Raw genomic sequence first — 26,670 nt, 5'->3', positions numbered from 1 at the left:
TACTTGCTTTTGCAATCAACAGGTTAAGCGATATTTATTGCTGAATTTGAACTCCGAAACTTGAGATATTAAATCGACTGCTTCCTGGTACAGGTTGACAGCTTCGGAGGACCCGGACGACAGTGCCTTACCGGTGCGTGCTTCGAACATGGAAAGTTCCTCTGGAGTAGTTGACCCACAAGAAGCAAAAAGAATCGCGTTCGTGATTGCCTCAGTAGGCAATCGGCTGACGCATGCGGAAGCGCGCAATCACGCCAAACCCGATCAGGTTCCCCAGGTAGGCGCCCACTATCCAGGGCACCGTACTGACCAGCAGAATCTCGGCGCCTGCGATGAAGAAGGCCAGGCAGGCCAGCACGCCAAACACCAGATAGAAGAGATACTTGCTGGTTCGGATCGTCTTCAGTTCGTTATAGTCGAGCAGCAGGGCGCTCAGGGTCGCCCCGAGCATGACGAACAGCAGGCCACAGACCAGGTAATAGGTGAAGAACCCCGCCTGATCATGCAGGCTATGCAGCCACGTATTGTGGCCGCTGAAGGTAAATCCAAACTGAGGACAGACAAACAGGGTCGCTAGACCGGCACCGGCCTCGATTACGGCAAATTTGAGGTACAGACGCCAGGGTGACGGCACCAGATCATGATGCACCCGGCCAATGATCCGTGAATCGATCGCCATGGGGGGGCTGATCGGCTCCACTTCGACAAAGTCACAAAATTCCTTGAGGGATTGTGCTTCTCTATCCGGTAGACGCTCTCCGATCATGTTTTCACTCCTTGCCCGTCATCAAGCTTCGAAGTTTCTGAATCGCCCGGCTGACGATCTTTCTTGCATTCGGTTGGGATATATCCATTGACTCTGCAATCTCCGCGAATGAGCGTCCCTCGTTAAACCGCATACTCAGCATCATCTGCTGTTCACCGCTGAGTTGGGACATCTCGGTGACGGCTTCGCCCACTTCCCGGGCAGGCCTGTACTCATCAATTACGCCGCTCACCATTTCAGGGTTCAGTTCAAGGTACTTCCCCCGGACATTCTGCTTGCGAACATGATCGATCAGGCTGTTCTTCACGATAATGAACAGCCACGCCATAAACGGCGTACCCTCCCGGTAGCTGAACCGGTTTGCGTGTAGTTTTATGAAGGCCTCCTGGAACACCTCTTCCGCCTCGGGACGGCTCTTCAGCCTGCCCGCCAGATATCCAAACACCCGATCCCTGTGCCGCTGGTAGAGTAACCGGAACGCCTCGAGATCGCCCTCGACGTAAGCCTTCATTAACTCCTCATCTGTCATTCACTATTCCCCCTAATGGGTATAACGGTACAGCAGTCGATTTTGTGACATCCCTCCCGCCAGACAGAATTGCAGCACCGGAAGCGCCTGTCAAAAAAAATGAACTGTTTGTCACATCGGGGTCTCGGCATTCGTCTTGTTCAGTGTTAGCAAACCGATCAATACAGGAGCACCTCAATGAAAAAGCGATTACTGGTAGCATTACTTCTTATCTCCGTCGCGCTGGCCAACAGCGCCTTTGCCGCCGATGACCACAGCCACGGTCATGACAGCCAAGGTGTCGAAACCGGCCTGAGCGGCCTAAGCCTTAATAATGACCAGCCGTGGGAGATGGATGAACACACCCGTAACATGTCAAAAAAGATGCACGATACCTTCATCACTGGCGACCACAGCTCACTTGAAGGGTTGACCTCGGTGGGTGTGCAGCTGGAGCGTCAGATGGAGACCCTGATCAAGGGCTGCACCATGACCGGCGAGGCCCACGACCAACTGCACCTTTTTCTCAACAGCCACATCCCGACCATCAATGCACTGGCAAAGGCCGATAACTACAATTCGGCCAGAGAGAATGCAATTCGTCTGAAAGGCCAGTTGGAAGCCTATCAGAAACACTTCAGATAGACCCCGTTACCGGGTCGGTGGATGCAATTCCCGAAAGAAATCCCCTCGTGTCCACTGACCCGTTCTGAACCGGCAGAATGCTTATCCTGTACTGGTCAAGTTATTTTGGCCACGTCTTGGAGTGTGCCGGGCTTCCGGTCGTTTCGGTAGCACATTCCTTCGTGGTTTAACCTTTTATTTCATCAGGTTAAGGGCGAATCCGCCTGCATTTCGCCGTTCAACCCGGTATACTCTCCCGTCAACTTTTCCCGGAACATCCCCATGCAAGCGGCTCCCAATCTCTTCTCCTATCGCCAGTACTGGGCCAAACGGTTCGGTGCCGCGCCGGTGCTGCCCATGTCGCGGCAGGAGATGGACGTGCTGGGTTGGGACAGTTGCGACGTGATTCTGGTGACCGGGGATGCCTATGTGGATCACCCCAGTTTCGGCATGGCGCTGATCGGGCGGTTGCTGGAGGCGCAGGGGTTCCGGGTGGGGATTATCGCCCAGCCGGACTGGCGTTCGGTGGCCGATTTTCAGCGGCTGGGCAAACCGAATCTGTTTTTCGGAATCACCGCCGGCAACATGGACTCCATGGTCAACCGCTATACCGCCGATCGCAAGATCCGCTCCAACGACGCCTACACGCCGGACGGGGAGGGGGGCAAGCGGCCGGACCGCTCGGTGGTGGTCTATGCCCAGCGTGCCAGGGAGGCGTTCAAGGGGGTGCCGATCATCGTTGGCGGGATCGAGGCGAGCCTGCGCCGCATCGCCCACTATGACTACTGGTCGGACAAGGTGCGCCGCTCCATTCTTCCGGATTCCAAGGCGGACCTGCTGATGTTCGGCAATGCCGAGCGGGCGATTGTCGAGGTGGCGCATCGGCTGGCCCAGGGCGAGGCGATCGGCGAGATCACCGATGTGCGCGGCACCGGCTTCATGCGTCAGGGTCTTCCCGAGGGGTGGCTGGAGATCGATTCCAGCACCGTGGACGAACCAGGACGGGTCGATCCCAAGCCGTCACCCTATGCCGATGAGCCGGCCTGCGAGACCACCCCGGCCGGTGAGGGGCAGGTGGTCAGCTTCCATCAGCGGCCGAAAAAGTCGGATCGTGCCCACGCCGTGGTGCGCATCCCCTCCTATGACCAGGTGGTGGCGGACCCGGTACTCTATGCCCACGCCTCGCGGGTGTTTCACCTGGAGACCAATCCCGGCAACGCCCGGGCGCTGGTGCAACAGCATGGCAAGCGCGACGTCTGGCTCAATCCGCCGCCGATCCCGCTGGAAACCGACGAGTTCGACCGGCTCTACGAGTTTCCCTATACCCGCATGCCCCATCCGGCCTACGGCGAGGCGAAGAACCCGGCCTGGGAGATGATCCGCTTCTCCATTCCGATCATGCGCGGCTGTTTTGGCGGCTGCACCTTTTGCTCCATCACCGAGCACGAGGGGCGCATCATCCAGAGCCGCTCCCACGAGTCGGTGATACACGAAATCGAGACGCTCCGCGACACGATGCCGGGCTTCACCGGTACCATCTCCGATCTCGGCGGCCCCACCTCCAACATGTACCGGATGCGTTGCGAGAGCGAAAAGATCGAGTCCGCCTGTCGCCGCCTCTCCTGCGTCTTTCCCGATGTCTGCACCCACATGCAGACCGATCACAGCTCCCTGACTCAGCTTTACCGAAAGGCGCGGGCGGTGAAAGGGGTGAAGCGGGTGCTGATCGCCTCGGGCCTGCGCTATGACCTGGCGGTGCGCGACCCGGAGTACATCAAGGAGCTGGTGACCCACCATGTGGGCGGCTACCTGAAGATCGCCCCGGAGCACACCGAAGAGGGGCCGCTGGACAAGATGATGAAGCCGGGCATCGGTACCTATGACCGGTTCAAGAAGCTGTTCGAGAAGTATTCAAGGGAGGCGGGCAAGGAGCAGTACCTGATTCCCTATTTCATCGCCGCCCATCCCGGCACCTCGGACCGGGATATGCTCAACCTGGCGCTGTGGCTGAAGAAGAACGACTTCCGTCTGGACCAGGTGCAGGCGTTCCTGCCGACACCCCTGGCCATCGCATCGGCCATGTACCACACCGAACGCAATCCGCTGAGGAAGGTGACGCGCGATTCGGAGCAGGTCTCCACTCCCAAGGGCGGGCGGCAGCGGCGCATCCACAAGGCGTTTCTGCGTTATCACGACCCGGAGAACTGGCCGCTGCTGCGCGAGGCGCTGAAGCAGATGGGCCGCGCCGATCTGATCGGCAACGGCAAGCGGCACCTGGTGCCGAGCTGGCAGCCGGAGGGGACGGGGCGGTCAAAGGCGCGTCGCCGCGGTCCGGCCAAACACCTCCCGCATGGCGCCAAGGCGCCGGTGGTCAAGTCCACGGCCGGTAAGAAAACACGTACCGGCAAGCGGCGTTGATCCTTCTGCGGTGATATACCGGATCTGCCAATCTGATCGGTAGGGGCAGGCCCCTGTGCCTGCCCTGTTTCGGTGTAGGTGCGTGAAAGGGCAACCACGGGGGGTTGCCCCTACGGGTTGTTCGGCAATGGGTGGCGGCGTGTAGGATGGGTGGAGGCGCGGCACCCTTGTTGACGGCTGTTCGTGACGGTTGGGCGCGCCGTAACCCATCTTCGGGTGCGGATGCAGGTGCGCGATGGGTTGCGCGCCGGAGAGTGAGCCGGCGGAGAGTTCATGGGAGCGCTCCACCCATCCGTCTGCCCTGTTTCGGTGTAGGTGCGTGAAAGGGCAACCACGGGGGGTTGCCCCTACGGGTTGTTCGGCAATGGGTGGCGGCGTGTAGGATGGGTGGAGGCGCGGCACCCTTGTTGACGGCTGTTCGTGACGGTCGGGCGCGCCGTAATCCATCTTCGGGTGCGGATGCAGGTGCGCGATGGGTTGCGCGCCGGAGAGTGAGCCGGCGGAGAGTTCATGGGAGCGCTCCACCCATCCGTCTGCCCTGTTTCGGTGTAGGTGCGTGAAAGGGCAACCACGCGCGGTTGCCCCTACGGGTGCGGTGAAGTGAGGAAGGAGGTCACAGCGCCGGGGTGTGGCGGAACAGGAAATAGTTGAATGCCTGTTCCACACCCGCCGGTGTGGTGTGGGTCTCCTGCCGGGTCTGCAGCAGCTCGAAGGCGTGCCCCAGTTCCACGGAAATCTTCCGGCCGTCGTACTGAACAATATCCAGATTGCTGCATTGCTTCGGCCCGCCCGGGGCGAAGGCGGCGATGATCAGGTGACCACCCGGCAGCAGGGTCTTCCGCAGGTTGGCGATGTAGGCGTGCCGGTCATCCGCCTGGGTGAGGAAGTGGAACGCCGCCCGGTCATGCCACAGGTGCACCTGGTGCCCAAGCGCAAAGTCGGTGGCGTCCGCCGCCAGCCAGTGGACCCGGTCGGCCGACTCGCCAAGACGTGCCCGCGCCATCTGCAAGGCGGCCGGGGCGATATCCAGCACGGTCACCGATTGATAGCCGGCCTTGAGCAGGTGATCGACCAGGGTCGAGGCGCCGCCGCCCACATCGATAATGGAGTCCTTCGGGGCGAGGTGGCATTGCCGGATCAGGTCCAGTGACAGGGCCGGGGTGGGCTGGAACCAGGCCATCTCATCTGATGGGCGGTTCTGGTAGATATTTTCCCAGTGGGACTTGCGGTCGGTGGTCATGGTTGGCCCTATACTGTTCCGTTCAACCTAAAAAACGCTGTTAAACCACGGAATGCCCGGTGCCTGATCGGACTCTCCGCGTAACCCACCGACTCCGCAACCACCCTACGGGAGCGATCAGCCGTCGTTTGAATCCGACCCCTCGAACGAGTAGGGGAAGGAGCTGCGCGAATTCTCGTCGATGCTGATGCGCCGGGAGAGGGGCGGGAAGGCGCGCTGCGGACAGTCGCGCCGCTCGCACACCCGGCAGCTGACGCCGATCGGCTCCACCGCCGCCTGGTCCTCCAGGTCGAGCCCGGTGGAGTAGATCAGTTTGTGGGCGTGCTTGATCTCGCAGCCGAGGCCGATGGCGAACTTGCGCTGCGGCTGCAGGTAGCTGGTACCGCTCTCGTGCACCGTGCGCGCCAGGCAGAGGTAGGTCTTGCCGTCCGGCATGCGCGCCAGTTGGCGCAGGATGGTGCCGGGGGAGGAGAACGCTTCGTGCACGTTCCACAGCGGGCAGACGCCGCCCAGGCGGGCGAAGTGGAAGCTGGTGGCGCTCTGGCGCTTGGAGATGTTGCCGGCCATGTCGACGCGCACGAAGTAGAAGGGCACCCCCTTGTCGCCGGGGCGCTGCATGGTGCTGAGGCGGTGGCACACCTGCTCGAAACTGTTGCCGTAGAGGCCGCTCAGGCAGCCGATGTCGTAACGCAGCCGCTTGGCGTTGTTGAGGAACTGGCTGTAGGGCATCAGCAGGGCACCGGCGAAGTAGTTGGCCAGTCCCACCCGGCAGATCGCCTGGGCCTGGCTGCTCACCAGTTCGGCATCCTCCAGCTCCCGGTCGATCAGCTCATGGAACGCCAGCAGGGCGATCTGGTGCGCCATGTGGAAGGCGCGGCGGGCCGGCGACGAGGGCTTGGTGAGGTAGAGGATGCGGTCTTGCGCATCGAACTGTTTCTGCAATGAGCGCTTCTCCTCGAAGCTGTTCAGGCGGACGCGGATGCCGTGCTGCTGTTGCAGATAGGCCGCCAGCCCCTGCTCCAGCTCGTCGATGTGGAAGCCTTCCTGTTCAAACAGTTTTTCCGCCGCCTGGTCCAGGGATTCGATATGGTTGTTGCGACGGTAGAAAAAGTCGCGCACCTCTTCGTAGGGGAACTGGGCGCCGTGCAGCGCCTTGATGCGCTCTTCCCCGGCAATCGACTCGGCCAGGGTCTGGTGGTCCACCTGCAGCCGCTGGTAGGCACGGAACAGCTGCAGGAAGCGGTCGGCCAGCCGGGGCGAGGTGGAGACCACCTCGCGCAACTCGTGGGTCGGAATGTCGGTGCCGCGAAACAGCGGGTCGTTGAGGGACTCGCGCAGCTGGTTGGCGCGCCGGTCCTCGTCCTCGGTCCAGTCGGTGAAGTCGATATTCAGGGCCAGTTCAAGCTTGGTCAGGATGCGCCTGTTGAGCGGCCGGGCGTCGTTCTCGATCTGGTTCAGGTAACTGGCGGAGATGGCCATCTTTTCGGCCAGGCCGGCCTGGGTCAGCCCCTTGTGGTCGCGCAGTTTTCTGATCCGGCTACCCAGGTTGGTCAGTTTGGTCATTCGAGGGGACTCTCTGAATATGCTTATTTGCAAATATACTTGCATAAAAATACCTAACAAACAGCATGTTATGTTAATGCTATTGCTTTAGCAACATGCCCTGTGAAGATTCGCATTAAGCCGCTTTTAAAGTTCTGATGGAATCCGAAACTTTGCGCAAGGCTGGTATACTGTGGCGCTGTTACTTTTTTACGAGTAGCTACTTACCCGGTCTGTAAGTGGTTGGCCTGCCTTGTTGGCCGGATTCGAGGAGACAAGCCATCACGTGAGACCGGCAAGGCAGACCAATCACCTCGTGAGTAGTTACTTTTACGATTTTCAAGTTCGAGGACGTTCCACGATGCGTTATGTGAGTACCCGTGGCGGCATTGAGCCGGTCACCTTCTCCCAGGCCGTGATGATGGGCCTGGCCACCGACGGTGGCCTGCTGCTGCCGGACGCCTTCCCCCAGGTCGATGCCGCGACCCTGCAGCGCTGGGCCGGCCTGCCGTTCAAGGCGCTGGCGGTGGAGGTGATGTACCCCTTTGTCGGCGAGGACCTCTCCCGCGACGAGCTGGAGGCGCTGGTGGAGCGCTCCTATGCCGGCTTCACCCATCCCGAGGTGACCCCGCTGGTGGAGCTGGGGGAGTTGCGTATACTCGAACTGTTCCACGGTCCCACTGCCGCCTTCAAGGACGTGGCCCTGCAGTTCCTGGGCAACCTGTTCGAGCTGCTGCTGGAGCGCAGTGGCGGCCGCCTGAACATCCTCGGCGCCACCTCCGGCGATACCGGTTCCGCCGCCATCTACGGGGTGCGGGGCCAGGAGCGGATCGATATCTTCATCCTGCATCCGCAGGGGCGGGTGTCGCCCATCCAGGAGCGCCAGATGACCACGGTGCTGGATGCCAACGTGCACAACATCGCCATTACCGGCACCTTCGATGACGGCCAGCGTATCGTCAAGGAGCTGTTCAACGATCTGCCGTTCAAGCAGGCGTACAGCCTGGGCGCGGTCAACTCGATCAACTGGGCGCGCATCCTGGCCCAGGTGGTCTACTACTTCTACGCCTGGGGCCGGGTCAGCGGCGGCGATGCGGCGCACAAGGTGACCTTCTCGGTACCGACCGGCAACTTCGGCGATATCTTCGCCGGTTACGTGGCGCTGCGCATGGGCCTGCCGGTGGAGCGCCTGATCCTGGCCACCAACCGCAACGATATCCTCAGCCGCTTCGTCCACAGCGGGGTGTATGAGACCGGCGAGGTGTATCCCACCATCAGCCCCTCCATGGATATCCAGATCTCCTCCAACTTCGAGCGCTATCTCTACTACCTGATGGACCAGGACCCGGCCAAGGTGCGCGAGCTGATGGCGCAGATGGGGAGCGAGGGCAAGCTGGAGGTGCCGGCGGAGAAGCTGGCCGAGGTGCACGCGCTGTTCCAGGCCGCCGCCGTGAGCGAGGAGGAGACCCGTCAGCAGATCCGCGAGACCTATACCGAGACCGGCTACATTCTCGATCCCCACACCGCCGTCGGCGTGCACGCCGCCAAGGGCATTCCCGGGGCGATCTGCCTGGCCACCGCCCATCCGGCCAAGTTCGGCGCCGCCGTGCAGGAGGCGATCGGGATGGAGGCGGAGCCGCCGGTCTCGCTGCAGGGGCTGATGGAGAAGGAGGCCCGTTGCGCCGTGCTGGCGGCGGATGCGGCAGTGATCCGGGAGTTCATGAAGATCACCCTGGCCGGGTAGGCCGGTTTTTTACAGGCTTTATTTAGCCGCAAATGAACGCGAATATTCGCTTTAGCCCGTAATTTAAATTGTCGTCACCCCGGCGGAGGCCGGGGTCCAGGGGATTCAACAAGTAACTGGATTCCGGCATTCGCCTGAATGACGATTTCTGTAGTTTCTGGCATAGGCAGTAAATAGAGTAGCATCCGTGCATAATGCAACGCATATGCCGCATGCTCCAGATCTGCGGAAGAAGCATTTGCCAATTGATAGGGCGTGATTCGCGTTCATTTGCGTTTATTCGCGACTAATATTTTTCCTGATTCCGCCGGAGTTAGCGGGCTAATCAGGCAAGAATCGAATGGCACTTAATTAGGCAGTCTATTCCCGTGAAAGTAAGTAGATCGTCATTCCGGCGCAGGCCGGAATCCAGAGAAGCGACCACCATTGGTGGATATGGATCCCGGCCTGCGCCGGGATGACGGGAGTTTCAAGCTTAACTAAGTAGCATTCAGGCAAGAATCCAAAAATATATCAGACAGACAAACGAGAACCATGGCAACAGAGTCCAGACAGATCAAGATCGTCGATACCACCCTGCGCGACGGGGAGCAGACCCAGGGGGTCTCCTTCTCGCCCGAGGAGAAGCTGAACATCGCCAAGGCGCTGCTGGAACTGCTCAAGGTGGATCGTATCGAGGTGGCCTCGGCGCGTATCTCCGAAGGGGAGAAGGCGGCGGTGGCCGAGATCATCCGCTGGGCCGAAACGGCCGGCCTGGCCGACCGGGTCGAGGTGCTGGGTTTTGTAGATTACAAGCGCAGTGTGGACTGGATCCGCGACACCGGCGGGCGGGTGATCAACCTGCTGGCCAAGGGCAGCGAGAACCACTGCGTCAATCAGCTGAAGAAGAGCCTGACCCAGCATGTGGGGGATATCAAGAAGACCATCAACTACGCCCACAAGCAGGGCATGAAGGTCAATATCTATCTGGAGGACTGGTCCAACGGCTACCGCGACAACCCGGACTATGTGTATGAACTGATGAACCGGCTGCAGGATCTGGGGATCGAGCACTTCATGCTGCCGGACACCCTGGGCGTGCTGACGCCGGACGAGGTGTACAACGATCTGACCGACATGATCCGGCGCTTCCCGGCGTGCCGGTTCGATTTCCATCCCCATAACGACTATGGCCTGGGTACCGCCAACGCGGTGATGGCGGTCAAGGCGGGGGTCGCCTCGGTCCACTGCACCCTGAACTGCCTGGGTGAGCGGGCCGGCAACGCCTCGCTGGCGGAGGTGGCGGTCAACCTGAAGGACCAGATGGGCATGAAGCTGGGGATCAACGAGTCCCACCTGGTGTTGCTGAGCCAGATGGTGGAGAGCTTCTCCGGCAAGCGGGTGGCGGACAATGCGCCGATCATCGGCGCCGATGTGTTCACCCAGACCAGCGGTATCCATGCCGACGGCGACAAGAAGGGCGGGCTGTACCAGACCAAGCTGACGCCGGAGCGTTTTTCCCGCCGCCGCAGCTACGCCCTGGGCAAGATGAGCGGCAAGGCGTCGCTGCAGAAGAACCTGGAGAAGATGGACATCTCCCTCTCCCCGGAAAACCTGGAGAAGGTGTTGAAGCGGGTGGTGGAGCTGGGCGACGAGAAGAAGTCCATCACCTCGGACGATCTCCCCTTCATCATTGCCGAAGTGCTGGAGAGCAAGGACTACCACCACATCGAACTGGTCAACTGCTCCATCACCTCCGGGCTCGACCTGGAATCGACCGCCAGTATCCGGCTGCTGATCCAGGGTGAGGAGATCCGTACCTCCGGTATCGGCAATGGTGGATTCGACGCCTTCATGAACGCCATCGCCAAGGTGCTGAAGAAATATGATGTCTCCCTGCCCAAGCTGGTGGATTTCGAGGTGCGCATTCCCCGCGGCGGCCGCACCAATGCGCTGACCGAGGCGACCATCGCCTGGGAAATGGCGGGCAGAATCTATACCACCCGGGGTATCCACTTCAACCAGGTGTTCGCCGCCATCAACGCCACCATGCGCATGCTCAATATCCTGCTGCATCGGCTGGAGAAGATGAAGTAGTTGGAGATCAATATCGAAGGGGTCTGAGTCGGGCCAGGTAGCATCCGATGGTCGAATCGGATGGAGTGGATGGGCTGACTCCGACCCCTTGCGAATAGTTAAAGAGGAAAACATGAAAGAATCGGTACAAGAGTATTACGGCAAGATCCTGCAGCACAGCAATGACCTGCAGACCAACGCCTGCTGCACCAGCGGACCGGCCACCCCGGATTTTATGAAAACCGCCATGGCCAATATCCATGACGAGGTGGCGTCGCGCTATTACGGCTGCGGCCTGGTGCGCCCGGAACTATTGGAAGGAACACGCATTCTCGATCTCGGCAGCGGCTCGGGCCGCGACTGCTACCTGCTGGCGCAGCTGGTGGGCGAGCAGGGCTATGTGCTCGGGGTGGATATGACCGACGAGCAGTTGGCGGTGGCCCATCGGCATATCGAGTGGCACCGCCAGCGCTTCGGCTATGCCCGTTCCAATGTGGAGTTCCGCAAGGGCTATATCGAACAGCTGGATGCGCTGGGTCTGGAAGATGAGAGCTTCGATATCATCGTCTCCAACTGCGTGATCAACCTGTCGCCGGACAAGGAGGCGGTGTTGCGGGAGGCGTATCGTCTGTTGAAGCCGGGGGGCGAACTCTATTTCTCCGACGTCTACGCGGATCGCCGGGTGCCGGCGGAACTGCTGCAGGATCCGGTGCTGTATGGTGAGTGCCTGAGTGGCGCGCTCTACTGGAACGACTTTCTGGGCCTGGCGAAAAAGGCGGGCTTTCTCGATCCGCGCCTGGTGGAGGACCACCCCATCGCCATCGGCAACGACGAGATCCACCGCAAGATCGGGCATATCCGCTTCTTCTCCGCCACCTACCGGCTGTTTAAGCTGACGGGGCTGGAGAGTCAGTGCGAGGATTATGGCCAGGCGGTGGTCTATAAGGGCGGCATCGCCAACCACGAAACCCGCTTCGAGCTGGACAAGCACCACCTGATGGAGAAAGGGAAGATGTTTCCGGTCTGTGGCAACACCTACCGCATGCTGCGGGAGAGCCGCTTCGCGGACCACTTCGAGTTTTTCGGCAACCGGGATACCCACTACGGGATTTTCGAGGGTTGCGGCACCAGCCTGCCGTTTGCCATCGGCACCAACCCGGAGCAGGGGCAGGGAAGCGGATGCTGCTGACGGGAACGAGCGGTCCGGCCCCTGTGTCGGGGCGTCCGCACGGACTCTTCCCTCTCCATTCCCCGGCGGTGGGTTGCCTTGGCGGCGGCGCAGGGGGCTATACTGAGAACCGAAGGGGGGTGGTTGGCTGACTTAAAGATATCGGGTTTGAGGCCGCTACCCCAGGATAGGCCCGGGACCCAGGGGGAGATCGCTTGTGGATAAAATCCGTAAACTGCTTGAATCCGTTGACGCCTGCGCCGAAAGGCTGGAACAACTGAATAATCGATTCGCCCACTTGGCAACCGAGTCAACCCATGAAAGTGTCGAGACCTGGAAGAAGGTCAAGGATCGCATCCAGTTTGATTATGGCGACGAGAAGAAGGTGTACACCAGCGGGCCCGATGTCCAGGCGATTGCGATCGAACTGCTGGAAAAACAGGGTCACAGCCTGGAAGACGTCATCGATATTCTGGTGACCGAGCACGATATAGAGATCAACATCGAAGGTCTGGCCCAGACCATCGGCCGAACCGCCTATATTGCCGCCTTGCGAAGGGATGCCGCCGAGCTGCTGAAGAATGCGATCTCGTTTTCCCAGATCGCCAATCTATGGAACGACCTCGACCGCCCGGCCTTCGGCGGCGAAAACTGGACCGCCCGCAGTGTCGCCATCCTGGTCGAGTAGCTAAACAGGTCACACCCCGGTCTCAATTTTCAGGGAACTCTCCTGAAAGCGGGGCCGTTTTGTCGAACTGGTTGCGATCTATCGTTATAATCCACCGGTTGCTATTTTCACTCTTTCTGGTTGCCGCATGAGTTCCAGTGACAGTTCCAAATTCGATATGAAGGCCTTCGCCAATACCCTGGTGGGGGATATCGAAAGCAACCGCATCCGCCTCCCGACCCTGCCGGCGATCTCCCTGGAAGCCCTGCTGGTGGTGAACGACGCCGGCAGTTCCATGGCCGACGTGGCCCGGATCATCGGCAAGGATACCTCCATGGCGGCGCGTCTGGTCCGCTATGCCAACAGTCCCCTCTACCGCGGGGTGAACAGCGTCAGTTCCGTCAAGGCCGCCATCACCCGGATCGGCTTCGATGCGGTCAAAAACGCCATTCTCAGTCTGGCCATGCGGGATGTCTTCTCCACCGCCTTCAAACCGATCCAGTCACGCATGGAACAGCTCTGGAAACACAGCGTGGATGTGGCTGCCAAGGCGACCCTGCTGGCGGCCCATTTTTCGCACCTGAACCGGGATGAGGCGATGCTGGCCGGTCTGATCCACGATGTCGGGGCGATCCCGGTACTGATCAAGGCGGCCGAGTATCCGGTGCTCCTGGAGAAGGAGGAGAATCTCGACAAGGTGATCGACAAGCTGCACATGCCGGTGGGGAAATTCATGCTCTCCAAATGGAACTTCGATCCCTTATTGGTGGATGTCGCCGCCAGCCACGACAAGCTGGACCGGGTGCCCAAGGGCGACAAGGTGGATTACGTGGATATCATCCAGGTGGCCAATATCCTCAGCCACAGGGCAAACGGGAGTCGCTGGACGGATATGGACATCGGCGGCAATCTGGCCTGCAAACGGATCGGGCTGGAGCTGATCGCGCGCCTTGAAAACCGCACCGCAGAAGATGATTCCGAGTCCGAACTGAGCAGCATGTTGAATTGAGCCGTTCCGTCCGACGCGAATCACCTATCGTCGCAGGAGCGGCGCCTCGCCGCGAAAATCAACCCGATGCGGATACCCCAGCCAATCGGCCCGGGGCGGGCCTCCTACAGGTCGGGTGGGTGGCTCCCCGGCAGGAGCTGTTTTAGGAGTTGAAAAAGGTCGGAGTCAAGCCGCGGATTTTTACCGGTTGTCCCCGGAGACATGGACGGCCCGACTCCGACCCCTCTTCCCACCTTTCGGCGATAACGCAAAAAAAGGCCCGAAGCTTAACGGCTTCGGGCCTTTTCGTGTTTGGAGCGGGAAACGAGATTCGAACTCGCGACCCCAACCTTGGCAAGGTTGTGCTCTACCAGCTGAGCTATTCCCGCATCGATCGAAGGCCGGTATTCTATTGATTGTGGCTGTTATGTCAAGTGTTTCCTCTCGATGGGATTTAACCCCGAAGTCTGCCCCAGGGTCGGTTGTGCCGAACCGTCTTCCGGATTCCGCCACCGTGGACGCACGTGGTTTATCCTGTTGGCACTGATCCGTAGGTTGGGGTGAGGAACGAACCCCAACATCATCGCGTACACCCAGGAAACCCCGTTGGGGTTCGCAGGCTCACCCCAACCTACGGGCTATTGCTGAATGGTTTCATCCAGTCAAGCAGTGCCGGATGGCTCCCCAGCAGCAGCTTGAGGCTGATCAGCACGCAGATCAGCACGATCATGGGGCGGATCAACCGCACCCCGCGCCGGTGCACCAGGCGGGCGCCTACGCGGCCACCGAGCAGTTGCCCCACGCCCATGATCAGGCCGATGGTCCAGACCACCTGGCCGCTGATAGCGAAAAAGCCGAGCGAGGCGATATTGCTGGTCAGATTCAGTATCTTGGTGTGCGCGGTGGCCTTGGTCAGGCCGAAACCGAGCAGCCAGACAAAACCGATGGCGAAGAACGAGCCGGTCCCCGGCCCGAAGAAACCGTCATAAAAGCCGATGCCGAAACCGATGCTCAGGGAGAACAGCGAGGGGGAGATCAGGGGACGGCGGTGGTCGTCGCTGATGGTGGGCGAGAGCAGGAAATAGAGTGCGATACCGATCATCAGCAACGGAATGATACCGGCCAGCACCTGGGTGTCCACACCCTGTACGGTCAGGGTGCCCGCGGCCGCTCCGACGAAGGTGCAGCCGATCATGAACTTGAGTTCACCGAGCCGGATCAGGTCGTTATGGATGAAATAGAGGCTCGAAGAGAAGGTGCCGAAGGTGCCCTGCAGTTTGTTGGTGGCCAGCGCCTGGGTGGGCGGCAGCCCGATCGACAGCAGTACCGGCAGGGCGATCAGTCCACCGCCACCGGCCATCGCATCCACCATACCGGCCAGCAGCCCGGTAAAAAACAGGAGTGCTAGAATATCCGGTGACAGCTCAATACCGGGCATGGTTGGCCACGGGTAACGATGCTTCACTCATTTTTATCTCCCATAAAGGTTGCGCTTTTTTATGAAAATCAAGATCTATACCACCGGCGGCACCATCGACAAGATCTATTTCGATCAGAAGAGCGAGTTTCAAGTGGGGGAGCCGCAGATTTCGGAGCTGCTGCGCGAGGCCAATATCACTTTCGATTTCGAGGTCGAGTCGCTGATGCGCAAGGACAGCCTGGATATGGGGGATGCGGACCGGGCGTTGATCGCCGAGCGTATCCGCAGCGACCCGAACCAGCACATCCTGCTGACCCACGGCACCGACACCATGGTGGAGACGGCACAGGCGCTGGTGGGTATCAAGGACAAGACCATCGTCCTGGTCGGCGCCATGCAGCCGGCGCGGCTGCGCTACAGCGATGCCATTTTCAATATCGGCTATGCCGTCGCCACGGCGCAGATGATGCCGCCCGGAATCTATGTGGCGATGAACGGCCAGGTGTTCGACCCGTTGCATGCGCGCAAGAATGTGGCCTGTCACCGTTTCGAGATGGTCTGAGCCTTGCGGCGGCGGCCGGTCGGCACCTTGCGCGGCTCGGTGCCGATCAGCGTCTCCTCGATCAGCAGATCCACCACGGCGCGTAGCGCCTCCTCGTGGGCCATGCCCTCGGCCAGTGCCTGTTCATAGACCCTGACCTGGCGATGCGCGCTGGTGCCTTCCCGGATGATGGTGCGCATGTGCCCCAGCTCCTGTTCACAGCCGAAGAATTCGGCGTCCTCCCGCAGCAGTTCCAGGATCTCTTCGACCAGCTCCTCAAAGCGGGTGATCTCCCCCAGGCCGAAATCCAGCAGTCCCTCGTCAATGCCGTAACGGTGGGCGCGCCAGCGGTTTTCGTTGATCAGGAACAGGGTGTAGCGGCGCCAGCGCTGGTTGGTGCGGCGCAATCGGTAGAGCATACGCAGCCAGCAGCGGTAGAAGGCGGCCACGCAGAGGGCGTCGTCCAGCCGGGTACAGACATCGGAGATACGCATCTCCAGGGTCGGGTAGCGGGTGCTGGGGCGTATGTCCCACCAGATCTTGGTGGCGTCCTCGATCACGCCCGCCTTGACCAGTACGTCGATATGGCGCTGATACTCCCCGTAGCTGTCGAAGTACTCCGGCAGGCCGGTACGCGGCATGCCGTCCCACAGGGAGATGCGGTAGGACTTGAGCCCGGTATTGCGGCCGCGCCAGAACGGGGAAGAGGTGGTGAGCGCCAGGATATGCGGCAGGATGTAGGTGGTCTGGGCCATCAGGTCGGTGCGCAGGTCGTCATCCTCGATGCCGACATGGATGTGCATGCCGCTGATCACCAGCTGCCGCACCACCTCCTGCAGATCGTCGGCCAACTGGTCATAGCGCGCCTTGTGGGTGTGCTCCAGCTGGCTCGGCTTGCCGAACGGGTGGGTGGAGACCGCCACCACCGCCAGGTTGTGCCGCGCGGCCACGCTGGCCACGGTGCGGCGCAGGTAGGCGAGATCGTCCCGCGCCTCGCCCAGGGTGTCGCAGATCCGCGTGCCGACCTCGATCTGGCACTGCAGGAATTCCGGTGACACCTGCCCCTGGAGCAGGGCCTCGCACTCCGCCAGCATGGTTTCGGGGGCATGGCTGATCAGGTTCCGCGAATCCTTGTCGACCAGCATGTACTCCTCTTCGATACCGATGGTAAATGTCGGTTCCTTCATCATCGTTTCGGGTTGCCCATCTGTGGTTATCCTGTTCTGTTCAGGCCTATTCTGTTCAGGGAAGCGTCACCCGGGCCAGTACCTGCCGCAGGTGGGTATGAATAATCCCGGCCCACTCGGCGACGCCGTCATCGTGGCCGATGAGATCCTGGCGGATCTCCAGCAGCAGGTGGGGGTAGCCGTTTTTCTCACCATGCACATCCATGGTGTAGCCCACCGGATTGCGTGCGTGGTACGGCTCGTTGTCGCCGACGCAATATTGCCCGGTGGCATTCAGGCTCTCCAATAGCGGGGTGGAGAGCCGATGATCCCGGTCCCACAGCACGCCAATATGCCAGGGGCGCTGAAAGCCCCTGAATACCGGAGTGAAACTGTGAATGGAGCAGAGGATCGGGGTCTGGCCGCGGCCGCATATCCTGCCCATGATCTGCTCGATCCGGTTATGGTAGGGCCAGAAAAGGGCCGATTCACGCTGTCGGATCTGTTCGGGTGTCAGGGCGCGGTTTCCCGGAATCTCAATGGAGTCGCTCACCTCCGGGATCGATGAGCCGTCGCCCGGATGGCGGTTGAGATCGATCACCAGGCGGGAATAGTGGGCCAGCAGCGCCGTGGCGTTGAACTTCTCGGACAGCAGGCGGGTCAGTTTTTCACAGCCAATGTCATAGGCCACATGCAAGCCGAACACATTCAGGTCGAGACCGAGATGGCCCAGCTTGAGCGGCACCCGGTTGCTGGCATGGTCACACACCAGCAGCAGGGGCGAGGGGCTGTCGCTGTTCAGCTCCTCCCAGGCCGGCGGCTCTCCGGGTGAAAAGAGGCTCGGGGCGATCGGGTCGGGTGCTGTATACGGTCGATCCAAGAGCGTTGTCCCAAGGCGATGGCGATTAACCGGAGTATATCCGATGGTGGATACCCGGGCCATCGGGCCCGCCCGAATTCAGGACTCGTAGACAGGTGCTTCGCCCCCGCTTATGACTGGTGCGGTTCGCAAGCTCACCGGCACCCTACGTCCGAGGAGATCATGATACGCGGAGTCAGATCCCGGGCCGGAACGCGTAGGATGCGGTGAGTGGAACGAACCGCATCAAGGCGGCGCCCGGCGCTTCCTTTGGGGGCGGGTTCGGAACGGTCCGCGTATGCCGACTTGGAGTCAGATGGCGTCGTCTGTCACACCGACTCAGGAAAAACGCTCTTCGGCCAGTCGGTCCGCCACCGCATCGGTGGGTTGGCGCTGGCGCTCGGCACGGTCGAAGATCTCCTCCAGGGTGTCGCCGATGGCGTCCACCCGCTGCACGATCCGCCCCCGATCCTCGGCGCTGCGCTCGTAACAGACATCGATCACGCCGCCGGCGTTGATCACATAGTCGGGGGCGTAGAGGATGCCCCGTTTCATCAACGCCAGGCCGTGCTGTTTTTCCGCCAGTTGGTTGTTGGCGGAGCCGGCCACGATGCACGCCCGCAGGCGCGGGATGGTCTGGTCATTGAGAATGGCACCCAGGGCGCAGGGCGCGAACACATCCACCTCCTGATCGTAGATCGCCTCGTTGGCCACGGCGCTGGCCCCCAACTCGTCGACCATGCGTTGCACCGCCGCGCAGTTGATGTCGCAGACCCAGAGCCGGGCGCCGGCGTCGTGCAGTTGTTTGGCCAGGTGGCGACCCACGTTGCCCACGCCCTGGATGGCCACCCGTACGCCCTCCAGGCTCTCTCGGCCCAAGCGGTGGCGCACCGCCGCGCGAATCCCGACATAGGTGCCGCGCGCGGTCATCGGGGAGGGATCGCCGCTGCGCGGGTTGCCCTCGGCATCGAATTTTTCCGCGATACCCGAGACGTGCGGGGTGACCTCGCCGATCAGCTGCATGTCGGCGACGCCGGTGCCGGAATCCTCGGCCACGATATAGCGTCCGCCGAGGCGCTCCACCGCCTGGCCCATGGCGCGGATCAGCGCCGCGGTCTTGTCATGGCGCGGGTCGCCGATGATCACCGACTTGCCGCCGCCCAGGGGTAGGTTGGCGATGGCGGATTTGTAGGTCATGCCCCGGGAGAGTCGCAGCACATCGGTCAGCGCCTCCGCTTCACTGGCATAGGGATACATGCGGCAGCCGCCCAGTGCCGGCCCGCGGTGGGTGTTGTGAATGGCGATGATGGCCTTCAGCCCGGACGCCTTGTCATGGCAGAAGACCACCTGTTCATGATGGTCGAATTCATGATGGGTAAACAGTTTCATGGTTTTTATCCTGCTTTGGTAACTGTTGCGTTCATGCCGCGCGGGGTTCGTCGACGGACGGTTGCAGGAGCTGCGCCAGCAGCGCTTGCCGTCTGCCGGCGGCCTGTTCGGCCGCCGCCTGTTTGATATGGCCGAAGCCGCGAATCTCCCCGGGTAGCCGCGCCAGGGCGATGGCGGTCTCGATGTTGTCGCTGCTCAGGTGGGTCAGGATGGTCTCCAGGGTCGCTTCGTAATCGCTGATCAGGGTCCGCTCCAGGCGACGGTCGGCGCTGTTTCTGAACGGGTCCAGGCGGCTACCGCGCAGCCCCTTGCAGCGGCTGAGCAGCCCCAGCATGCGCAGCATCCAGGGACCGAAGCGGCGCTTGCGGCGGCGGCCGGTTTCCGCATCGGCCTTTGACAGGAACGGCGGATCGAAGTGGAACTCCAGGTGGAAGTCGCCCTCGAACTGGCTGGCGATCTGTTCTCGAAACCGCGGACTGCTGTACAGCCGGGCCACCTCGTACTCATCCTTGTAGGCCAGCAGGCGGGCGTAGTTGTCCGCCACCGCCTCGCTCAAACCCTGCAGATGCAGTGCCTGTTCCCGTTCCCTGACGCGCGTTACCAGTCGCAGATAACGGCTCGCGTAGGCGGCATCCTGATAGTCGGTGAGGTGTTGGCGGCGATGCGCTATCAGCTCGTCCAGGGTACTTGGTGCCTCCACTGGCGGCTGATCCGGCGCGATCAGCTGCTGTACCGCCGCCAGATCCACGGCGGCGCGGCGCCCCCAGAGCAGGGCGCGCCGGTTCTCCTCGACCGAGACGCCGTTCAGCTCGATGGCCTTCTGCAGCGCCTCCAGGGAGAGCGGCAGATAGCCTTTCTGCCAGGCGAAGCCCACCATGAACAGGTTGGCGCCGATGGCGTCCCCCAGCAGGGATTCCGCCAGCCGGCTGGCGTCGAGGAACTGCGCCCTGCGGGTGGTGTTCCGCAGTTGCGACTCCAGGGCCTGGGCCGGGAAGGTGAGATCCTTCTGCTTGATGAAGCCCGAGGTCATGGTCTGGTGGCTGTTGACCACCGCGTCGGTGCGTTCCGGGTTCAGCTTGGCCAGCGCCTCGAAGCCGGTAGCCACCGCCAGATCGCAGGCCAGCAGGGTGTCGGCTTGGCCGGCGGCGATGCGCATGGCGTGGATATCCTCCGGTTGCCGGGCGATACGGATGTGACTCACCACCGCGCCGTATTTCTGCGCCAGGCCGGTCATGTCCAGCACCGTGACGCCGCGCCCGTCGATATGCGCCGCCATGCCCAGCAGGGCGCCGATGGTCACCACCCCGGTGCCGCCGATACCGGTCAGCAGGATGCTGTGGGGTCGCTCCAGCCCGGGCAGCACGGGCAGGGGCAGTTCCGGCCACTCCACTCCGTCCGGCCGGTTGGCCGCCCGCTTCAGCCGGCCGCCATGCACGGTGACGAAGCTGGGGCAGTAGCCCTCCACGCAGCGCATATCCATGTTGCAGGCGGACTGGTCGATGGCCCGCTTGCGACCGAACGCGGTCTCCACCGGAATCACCGAGAGACAGTTGGACTGGGTGCTGCAGTCGCCGCAGTTTTCGCACACCGCACGGTTGATGAACGGCCGCACCTTGGGATCTTCCAGGATGCCGCGTTTGCGCCGGCGGCGCTTCTCGGCGGCGCAGGTCTGCTCGTAGATCAGCACCGACACCCCCGGGGTTTCGCGCAGCTGGCGCTGGATGCGCTCCAGGTCGTCCCGGTGGTCGAAGCTGGTGTCCGGGGCGAACTCGGAACGGTCCTGGAACTTGTCCGGATCGTCACTCACCAGGGCGATGCGTTTGACCCCTTCGGCCGCCAGTTGCCGGCTCAGCTGCTGGACGCTGAAGGGTCCGTCCACTGGCTGGCCGCCGGTCATGGCCACGGCGTCGTTGTAGAGGATCTTGTAGGTGATGTTGACCCCGGCGGCCAGGGCGGCGCGGATCGCCAGTACACCGGAGTGAAAATAGGTGCCTTCACCGAGGTTGGCGAAGATGTGCGGGGTCTCGGTAAAGGGCGCCTGGCCGATCCAGGGGACCCCCTCGCCGCCCATCTGGGTGAAGGTGTCGGTGCCGCGATCCATCCAGGTGGCCATGTAGTGACAGCCGATGCCGCCGGTGGCGCGACTCCCTTCGGGCAGCCGGGTGGAGCTGTTGTGGGGACAGCCGGAACAGAAGTGGGGCACCCGCTCCAGGGTCACCCGGGGCAGCGCCAGCGCGGCCTCCTTCTGCTGCAGGAAGCGCAGCCGTTTCTCGATCACCTCGCTTTGGTGGAAGCGCTCGATGCGCGCGGCGATGACCCGGGCGATGCGCGCCGGGGTCAGCTCGCCCGACGAGGGCAGCAGCCACTGGTTGGCCTCGTCGAACTTGCCCAGCACCTTGGGGCGTACCGCCTCCTTCCAGTTGTAGAGCTGCTCCTTGAGCTGGTTCTCGATCAGGCCGCGCTTCTCTTCCACCACCAGGATCTCGTCCAGCCCCGCGGCAAACTGGCGCACCCCTTCGCGTTCCAGGGGCCAGCTCATGCCGATCTTGTAGAGGCGGATACCGATGCGCGAGGCCATATCGCGGCTGATGCCGAGATCCTCCAGCGCCTGCATCACGTCCAGATAGGATTTACCGGTGGTGGCGATGCCCAGGCGCGGTTGCGGAGTGTCGATGACGACGCGGTTCAGCTGGTTGACCCGGGCGAAGGCGAGGGCGGCATAGAGCCGATGGTGGTGCTGCAGCGCCTCCTGGTCCAGCGGTCTGTGGGGCCAGCGGATGTTGAGTCCCCCCTCCGGCAGCACATAGTCATCCGGGATGGTGATGCGCACCCGCTCCGGGTCGATCGACACCGAGGCGGAGGTGTCGACGGTCTCGGCGATGGTCTTCAGCGCCACCCAGCAGCCGGAGTAGCGTGACAGTGCCCAGCCGATCTGACCGTAGTCGAGGATCTCCTGCACCCCGGCCGGATTGAGCACCGGGATCATGGCGTCCATGAAGGCGTACTCGGTCTGATGCGGCAGGGTGGAGGATTTGCTGTTGTGGTCGTCGCCGGCGATCACCAGCACGCCGCCGTGGGGCGAGGTGCCGGCAGCGTTGGCGTGCTTGAACACATCCCCGGATCTATCAATGCCCGGCCCCTTGCCGTACCACAGGCTGAACACCCCGTCATAGCGGGCACCCTGGAACAGGTTGACCTGCTGGGTGCCCCAGACGGCGGTGGCGGCCAGGTCTTCATTGAGTCCGGGCTGAAAGGTGATGCGGTGCCGCTCCAGGTGCTTTTTTGCCTTCCAGAGCTCCTTGTCGAGACCGCCCAGGGGGGATCCGCGATAGCCGGAAACGAAACCGGCGGTGTTGAGTCCGGCGCGCTGGTCGCGCTGCTGCTGCAGCATCGGCAGGCGGGTCAGCGCCTGCACGCCGGTCAGGTAGACGCGCCCGGCGTCGCGGGTGTACTTGTCATCGAGCTTGATATCAGCCAGCACCATGTGAGGATCTCCAGGGCCTGATTTGGGCCCATGGCCCGGAATAGAGTCATTCGCCGGAGCGCTGCCAATGCAACGGGCCAACCGCTGCGGAGCAGTCCGCGCGACGCGTGAAATCGGTCAGTGTTTGGCGGCTAGCTGATGGGTGCCGATCGGCCAAGGGCTGGCGCTGATTCGGGAGTGATACGGGGGTACGCGGGCGGATTGATCCACCGGGAGATTGAATGGTTCATTTTCCTGTCCTCCAATGCGGGGTCGCCGCATCTGGTTGGTGCCTGGACCGATGGGTCCAGGCTGATCGAAAACCCTTTTGGGGCCTCATATCAGTGCTTTCCCGGTGCCTTTGTGAGGCACATTGGGCGCAGACGATAGGATAACTCGGTATTTGCGTCAAGTCTGTTTGTGTCTGGCCCGGATTTGTTCTCCATTGCTGATAATTATAGGCGATCCTGATCAACCACCCGCTTACCGGTTGCTTGCCTGGTTTATGAAGGCGCGGATACGCGGGGCGATCTCCTCGCGGAAGCGGCGCCCGTTGAAGATACCGTAATGGCCGACCTTGGGCTGGGTCAGGTGCTCGTGCAACGGCGCCCCGGTACAGAGCTTGTGGGCCGCCCGGGTCTGGCCAGGGCCGGTGATGTCGTCCAGCTCCCCTTCAATGGTCATCAGGGCGGTGTCCGTAATCAGTTCCGGTTTCACCCGCCGGCCCTCGCACTCCAGTATCCCCTTGGGCAGGTGGTGCTCCAGGAAGACCTTCTGGATGGTCTCCAGGTAGAACGGGGCATCCAGGTCCATGACGGCGAGATACTCATCATAAAACGCCTCATGCTGGATGGCACTATCGCCGTCGCCCGAAACCAGGTGATCGAAGTACTCATGGTGGGCGGAGACGTGGCGGTCGATATTCATGGCGAGAAACCCGGCCAGCTGCAGAAAACCGGGATAGACGTGTCTTCCCGCGCCCCGGCGGTTGAGCGGCACCCGATGGATGGTATGGCGCCTGAACCAAGCGAGGTTGCGCTTCTCGGCAAAATCGTTGACCTCGGTGGGGGTGTGGCGGGTATCCACCGGACCGCCCATGAGGACCATGCTGCGCGGCACCGCTTCCCTGTCTTCCGACATCAGGGCGACCGCGGCCAGTGCCGGAACCGAGGGTTGGCAGACCGCCATCAGGTGCACATCGCCGTCGAAATAGCGAATGAACTCGCGTAGGTAATCGACATAGCTGTCGAGGGTGAAGCGGCCATCGGTGAGCGGCACACTGCCGGCATCATGCCAGTCGGTGATATAGACGTTGTGATCCCGGATGAACTCCCGCACCGTCCCCCGCAGCAGGGTGGCGAAGTGTCCCGACATGGGCGCCACCATCAGCAGGTTGGGTTTTGTCGCGTCGGGGGTGCCGAAGCGCAGCAGGTCGCCGAACGGATTGCAGATCACCACGCTCTCTTCGATCTCCAGGTCGAAGGAGGGCCTGGAGTAGGGGCGGGTAGAGCGTTCCAGCAACCGGTTCGCGGCATGCCACTGTTTGAGCCAGGGGATGTCCTTGCTCAGGGAGGCGTTGAGGAAGGCGTAGAAATTGACCGAGCGAGCCCAGCAAGCGCCCATGGCATGGAGGTTGTAAAGCATAACGATAACTCGACTGATTAGATCAGATGTTCTGTACAGTAGCGTTAATAGTGCGGTGCAGCAACCGAAAATCCATGCGTTGTGGCCTGATAAATCCGCTAAAAATCTGACGGTTTAATGGTAACAAATGTAACTGATTGAATTGCCAGTGGATGTGGTGTCTGACCTGGGCGGCAACTGTTGATAATATTTTTTCGAATTTGTCGGCGCGGGGCCCGGTCGGTCGATGTTATTCCATTGTTTTTTAAATGGAAATTGGCGATTTTAATACCTGGTTTTCGTTGCTGTGCACGGGTATTAACTTTTGGAATGGCGGGTTTTTATCGGCCTGTTTTTAGGCTATAGATTTAGCTGATTACCCATCCAGTCCAGCCATACCCTGGGCCGTGCTGTGGGCCGTACACTGGAAAAATATTAGCCGCAAATGAACGCAAATGAACGCAAATAAGCCCGATGCTCAGGGTAGGATGCTGGTGAGGCACGAACCGCATCAAGCCTTAGGGCGAATGATGCGGTTCGCAAGCTCACCGGCATCCTACGGCGTCGGCAAGCACGGTAGCAACGGGAGAAGACCATGAGTAGTGATAATCCATCGAAGAGCATTGCGGACTTTCAGCGTCCCCCGGATGATGAACTGCGCCACAGACTGACCGAACTGCAGTATCAGGTAACCCAGCAGGAGGGAACCGAACGGCCGTTCCAGAATGAGTTCTGGGACGAGAAACGCGAGGGGCTGTATGTGGATGTGGTCAGCGGCGAGCCACTGTTCTCTTCCAGGGACAAGTTTGATTCCGGCACCGGCTGGCCCAGCTTCAGCCGCCCGGTGGAGCAGGTGCATATTGTCGAACGCAAGGATCGCAAGCTGTTCATGGAGCGCACCGAGGTACGCAGCCGGGATGGTGATTCCCATCTCGGCCATCTGTTTGCCGATGGACCGGCACCTACCGGGCTGCGTTACTGCATCAACTCGGCAGCGCTGCGATTCATCCCGAAGGAGTCGCTGGCGGCGGAGGGATACGGCGACTATCTCGCGCTGTTCGAGTGATTGTCCCGTGAGTAATTACATCGCAGTTGTTATTTGCATATGGAATTGCTGGCCCGCGTCACATTCGCTTGACAATACCACCGCTGCCGACCTAGTCTTAGCCGAAGCGCCGATTTATCTCAGATTGCGGGCGCTATAGAAATGCGGCTAAAGCGAGGAACACCTGCTTTGGCTGTGCGGCCAGGCGGGTTTTTTCATGCCCGCGGTTTTTTGTTCAGGTAAAGGTATTCAGCAATGACAGAAGCGTATGATGACTGGGGTCTGGCAACCCGGGCGATCAGGGCAGGCCACATCCGTACCGCGGAGGGGGAGCACTCGGAGCCGATATTCACCACCTCCAGTTTTGTCTTTAAGAGTGCCGCCGAGGCGGCCGCCCGCTTCAGTGGGGACGAACCGGGCAATATCTACTCCCGCTTCACCAATCCGACCGTGGCCTGTTTTGAGCAGCGGCTGGCGGCCCTGGAAGGGGGCGAGGCCTGTGTGGCCACCGCATCCGGCATGTCGGCCATTCTGGCCACCTGCATGGCGTTGTTGCAGGCGGGTGATCACATCGTCTCTTCCCGCAGTATCTTCGGCACCACCAATGTGCTGTTCAACAAGTTCCTGGCCAAGGTGGGCATTCAGACCAGTTTTGTGGCCCTGAGCGAGCTGGCCGCCTGGGAAGCGGCTATCCGCCCCGAGACCCGGATGCTCTATGTGGAGACCCCGTCCAATCCGTTGACCGAACTGGGTGACATCGCCGCCCTGGCCGATCTGGCCCACTCCCGCGGGCTGTTGCTGGTGGTGGATAACTGTTTCTGTACGCCGGCCCTGCAGCTGCCGCTGGCACTGGGGGCGGACATCGTGATCCACTCCGCCACCAAGTACCTGGATGGGCAGGGGCGTTGTGTCGGCGGGGCGGTGGTCGGGGATGCCAAGCTGGTGGGCGAGGAGGTGTTCGGCTTTCTGCGCACCGCCGGGCCGACCATGAGCCCGTTCAACGCCTGGGTGTTTCTGAAGGGACTGGAGACCCTGCAACTGCGGATGAAGGCCCATTCCGAGAATGCCCTGATCCTGGCACGCTGGCTGGAAGATCAGCCGGGGGTGGCGCGGGTACATTACCCCGGCCTGCAGAGCCATCCACAATACGCACTGGCGCAACGGCAGCAGAAGGCGGCCGGCGGCATCGTCTCGTTCGTGGTCAAGGGGGGGCGGGAGTCGGCCTGGCGGCTGATCGATGCCACGCGGATGCTCTCCATCACCGCCAATCTGGGCGATACCAAGAGCACCATCACCCACCCGGCTTCCACCACCCATGGCCGCCTGACCGATGAAGAGAAACAGCTCTCCGGTATCGAAGAGGGGCTGATCCGGGTTGCCGTCGGACTGGAAGATATCGAGGATATCCAAGGCGATCTGGCGCGCGGACTGGCCGGGTGAACCG

At 61.5% G+C, this 26,670-nt stretch carries 19 protein-coding genes, 1 tRNA gene and 1 pseudogene; 10 read left to right on the top strand and 11 right to left on the bottom strand.

Going from position 1 to position 26,670, the window contains the following annotated elements:
- Positions 1–211 precede the first annotated feature (211 nt).
- Positions 212–766 carry a hypothetical protein gene (locus O9K64_RS05535; protein ID WP_275097079.1) on the bottom strand — a complete coding sequence of 185 codons (555 nt, stop codon included), beginning with the start codon at positions 764–766 and terminating at the stop codon, positions 212–214.
- 4 nt (positions 767–770) lie between these two features.
- Positions 771–1,295 carry an RNA polymerase sigma factor gene (locus O9K64_RS05530; RefSeq protein ID WP_275097078.1) on the bottom strand — a complete coding sequence of 175 codons (525 nt, stop codon included), beginning with the start codon at positions 1,293–1,295 and terminating at the stop codon, positions 771–773.
- 177 nt (positions 1,296–1,472) lie between these two features.
- Between O9K64_RS05530 and O9K64_RS05525 the strand changes: the two genes are divergently transcribed.
- Both O9K64_RS05525 and O9K64_RS05520 read left to right on the top strand, forming a co-directional pair.
- Positions 1,473–1,919: a hypothetical protein gene (locus O9K64_RS05525; protein WP_275097077.1), complete on the top strand. Its 447-nt coding sequence runs from the start codon at positions 1,473–1,475 to the stop codon at positions 1,917–1,919.
- A 261-nt stretch (positions 1,920–2,180) separates the two neighbouring features.
- Positions 2,181–4,316 (top strand): YgiQ family radical SAM protein, encoded by a 2,136-nt coding sequence (locus O9K64_RS05520; RefSeq protein ID WP_275097076.1) that lies wholly within the window; start codon positions 2,181–2,183, stop codon positions 4,314–4,316.
- A gap of 613 nt (positions 4,317–4,929) precedes the next feature.
- Here O9K64_RS05520 and O9K64_RS05515 read toward each other — a convergent pair.
- Positions 4,930–5,556 carry a class I SAM-dependent methyltransferase gene (locus O9K64_RS05515; RefSeq protein WP_275097075.1) on the bottom strand — a complete coding sequence of 209 codons (627 nt, stop codon included), beginning with the start codon at positions 5,554–5,556 and terminating at the stop codon, positions 4,930–4,932.
- 117 nt (positions 5,557–5,673) lie between these two features.
- A complete protein-coding gene (locus O9K64_RS05510; protein ID WP_275097074.1) occupies positions 5,674–7,119 on the bottom strand; it encodes a helix-turn-helix domain-containing protein in 1,446 nt (481 codons plus the stop codon).
- A gap of 340 nt (positions 7,120–7,459) precedes the next feature.
- On the opposite strand from O9K64_RS05510, the gene thrC reads away from it, so the two are divergent.
- The 5 genes from thrC (at position 7,460) to O9K64_RS05485 (ending at position 13,741) form a co-directional block, all read left to right on the top strand.
- On the top strand, positions 7,460–8,842 hold the full coding sequence (gene thrC, locus O9K64_RS05505; RefSeq protein ID WP_275097073.1) for a threonine synthase: 1,383 nt from the start codon (positions 7,460–7,462) through the stop codon (positions 8,840–8,842).
- Positions 8,843–9,376: 534 nt separating this feature from the next.
- Entirely contained in the window at positions 9,377–10,918 is a 1,542-nt protein-coding gene (locus O9K64_RS05500; RefSeq protein ID WP_275097072.1) for an alpha-isopropylmalate synthase regulatory domain-containing protein, read from the top strand.
- Between the two features lie 112 nt (positions 10,919–11,030).
- The gene (locus O9K64_RS05495) at positions 11,031–12,086 is read left to right on the top strand and encodes a methyltransferase domain-containing protein (RefSeq protein ID WP_275097071.1); all 1,056 of its coding nucleotides are present in this window, start codon (positions 11,031–11,033) and stop codon (positions 12,084–12,086) included.
- Positions 12,087–12,282: 196 nt separating this feature from the next.
- Entirely contained in the window at positions 12,283–12,753 is a 471-nt protein-coding gene (locus O9K64_RS05490) for a hypothetical protein (RefSeq protein WP_275097070.1), read from the top strand.
- A gap of 127 nt (positions 12,754–12,880) precedes the next feature.
- Positions 12,881–13,741, top strand: a complete 861-nt coding sequence (locus O9K64_RS05485; RefSeq protein WP_275097069.1) for an HDOD domain-containing protein — start codon at positions 12,881–12,883, stop codon at positions 13,739–13,741.
- Positions 13,742–14,033: 292 nt separating this feature from the next.
- On the opposite strand, the gene O9K64_RS05480 is transcribed toward O9K64_RS05485, so the two are convergent.
- Together O9K64_RS05480 and O9K64_RS05475 are read right to left on the bottom strand one after the other, a co-directional pair.
- Positions 14,034–14,109: transfer RNA gene (locus O9K64_RS05480), tRNA-Gly, on the bottom strand.
- Between the two features lie 242 nt (positions 14,110–14,351).
- Entirely contained in the window at positions 14,352–15,185 is an 834-nt protein-coding gene (locus O9K64_RS05475) for a TSUP family transporter (protein ID WP_335342240.1), read from the bottom strand.
- Between the two features lie 34 nt (positions 15,186–15,219).
- Here O9K64_RS05475 and O9K64_RS05470 point away from each other — a divergent pair, with 34 nt between their 5' ends.
- Positions 15,220–15,702 carry an asparaginase domain-containing protein gene (locus O9K64_RS05470; RefSeq protein ID WP_275097068.1) on the top strand — a complete coding sequence of 161 codons (483 nt, stop codon included), beginning with the start codon at positions 15,220–15,222 and terminating at the stop codon, positions 15,700–15,702.
- Here O9K64_RS05470 and O9K64_RS05465 read toward each other — a convergent pair.
- The 5 genes from O9K64_RS05465 to phaZ form a co-directional block, all read right to left on the bottom strand.
- On the bottom strand, positions 15,681–16,868 hold the full coding sequence (locus tag O9K64_RS05465; protein WP_275097067.1) for a carboxylate-amine ligase: 1,188 nt from the start codon (positions 16,866–16,868) through the stop codon (positions 15,681–15,683). The two genes, O9K64_RS05470 and O9K64_RS05465, sit on opposite strands and share 22 nt — an antisense overlap.
- A 55-nt stretch (positions 16,869–16,923) precedes the next feature.
- The gene (locus O9K64_RS05460; RefSeq protein WP_275097066.1) at positions 16,924–17,727 is read right to left on the bottom strand and encodes an N-formylglutamate amidohydrolase; all 804 of its coding nucleotides are present in this window, start codon (positions 17,725–17,727) and stop codon (positions 16,924–16,926) included.
- Positions 17,728–18,045: 318 nt separating this feature from the next.
- The gene (locus O9K64_RS05455) at positions 18,046–19,095 is read right to left on the bottom strand and encodes a Glu/Leu/Phe/Val dehydrogenase dimerization domain-containing protein (RefSeq protein ID WP_275097065.1); all 1,050 of its coding nucleotides are present in this window, start codon (positions 19,093–19,095) and stop codon (positions 18,046–18,048) included.
- Positions 19,096–19,126: 31 nt separating this feature from the next.
- The gene (locus tag O9K64_RS05450; RefSeq protein ID WP_275097064.1) at positions 19,127–22,579 is read right to left on the bottom strand and encodes an indolepyruvate ferredoxin oxidoreductase family protein; all 3,453 of its coding nucleotides are present in this window, start codon (positions 22,577–22,579) and stop codon (positions 19,127–19,129) included.
- 462 nt (positions 22,580–23,041) lie between these two features.
- Complete coding sequence (phaZ, locus tag O9K64_RS05445; RefSeq protein WP_275097063.1) at positions 23,042–24,202, bottom strand: polyhydroxyalkanoate depolymerase; 1,161 nt, start codon at positions 24,200–24,202, stop codon at positions 23,042–23,044.
- A gap of 634 nt (positions 24,203–24,836) precedes the next feature.
- Between phaZ and msrB the strand changes: the two are divergent.
- Both msrB and O9K64_RS05435 read left to right on the top strand, forming a co-directional pair.
- Positions 24,837–25,247, top strand: a pseudogene (msrB, locus tag O9K64_RS05440) (peptide-methionine (R)-S-oxide reductase MsrB); the annotation flags it as partial.
- A 234-nt stretch (positions 25,248–25,481) separates the two neighbouring features.
- Complete coding sequence (locus O9K64_RS05435; RefSeq protein ID WP_275097061.1) at positions 25,482–26,666, top strand: O-succinylhomoserine sulfhydrylase; 1,185 nt, start codon at positions 25,482–25,484, stop codon at positions 26,664–26,666.
- Positions 26,667–26,670: the final 4 nt, after the last annotated feature.

It is taken from the genome of Sedimenticola hydrogenitrophicus (genome assembly GCF_029017505.1).
GTDB lineage: Bacteria > Pseudomonadota > Gammaproteobacteria > Chromatiales > Chromatiaceae > Sedimenticola > Sedimenticola hydrogenitrophicus_A.
This window is presented reverse-complemented; position numbering and strand designations above follow the sequence as displayed.

Excerpts from the sequence above, each read along its gene's own strand:
- O9K64_RS05535 (WP_275097079.1), bottom strand. The coding sequence starts at position 766 with ATGATCGGAGAGCGTCTACCGGATAGAGAAGCACAATCCCTCAAGGAA.
- O9K64_RS05530 (WP_275097078.1), bottom strand. The coding sequence starts at position 1,295 with ATGACAGATGAGGAGTTAATGAAGGCTTACGTCGAGGGCGATCTCGAG.
- O9K64_RS05525 (WP_275097077.1), top strand. The coding sequence starts at position 1,473 with ATGAAAAAGCGATTACTGGTAGCATTACTTCTTATCTCCGTCGCGCTG.
- O9K64_RS05520 (WP_275097076.1), top strand. The coding sequence starts at position 2,181 with ATGCAAGCGGCTCCCAATCTCTTCTCCTATCGCCAGTACTGGGCCAAA.
- O9K64_RS05515 (WP_275097075.1), bottom strand. The coding sequence starts at position 5,556 with ATGACCACCGACCGCAAGTCCCACTGGGAAAATATCTACCAGAACCGC.
- O9K64_RS05510 (WP_275097074.1), bottom strand. The coding sequence starts at position 7,119 with ATGACCAAACTGACCAACCTGGGTAGCCGGATCAGAAAACTGCGCGAC.
- thrC (WP_275097073.1), top strand. The coding sequence starts at position 7,460 with ATGCGTTATGTGAGTACCCGTGGCGGCATTGAGCCGGTCACCTTCTCC.
- O9K64_RS05500 (WP_275097072.1), top strand. The coding sequence starts at position 9,377 with ATGGCAACAGAGTCCAGACAGATCAAGATCGTCGATACCACCCTGCGC.
- O9K64_RS05495 (WP_275097071.1), top strand. The coding sequence starts at position 11,031 with ATGAAAGAATCGGTACAAGAGTATTACGGCAAGATCCTGCAGCACAGC.
- O9K64_RS05485 (WP_275097069.1), top strand. The coding sequence starts at position 12,881 with ATGAGTTCCAGTGACAGTTCCAAATTCGATATGAAGGCCTTCGCCAAT.
- O9K64_RS05470 (WP_275097068.1), top strand. The coding sequence starts at position 15,220 with ATGAAAATCAAGATCTATACCACCGGCGGCACCATCGACAAGATCTAT.
- O9K64_RS05465 (WP_275097067.1), bottom strand. The coding sequence starts at position 16,868 with ATGAAGGAACCGACATTTACCATCGGTATCGAAGAGGAGTACATGCTG.
- O9K64_RS05455 (WP_275097065.1), bottom strand. The coding sequence starts at position 19,095 with ATGAAACTGTTTACCCATCATGAATTCGACCATCATGAACAGGTGGTC.
- O9K64_RS05450 (WP_275097064.1), bottom strand. The coding sequence starts at position 22,579 with ATGGTGCTGGCTGATATCAAGCTCGATGACAAGTACACCCGCGACGCC.
- phaZ (WP_275097063.1), bottom strand. The coding sequence starts at position 24,202 with ATGCTTTACAACCTCCATGCCATGGGCGCTTGCTGGGCTCGCTCGGTC.
- O9K64_RS05435 (WP_275097061.1), top strand. The coding sequence starts at position 25,482 with ATGACAGAAGCGTATGATGACTGGGGTCTGGCAACCCGGGCGATCAGG.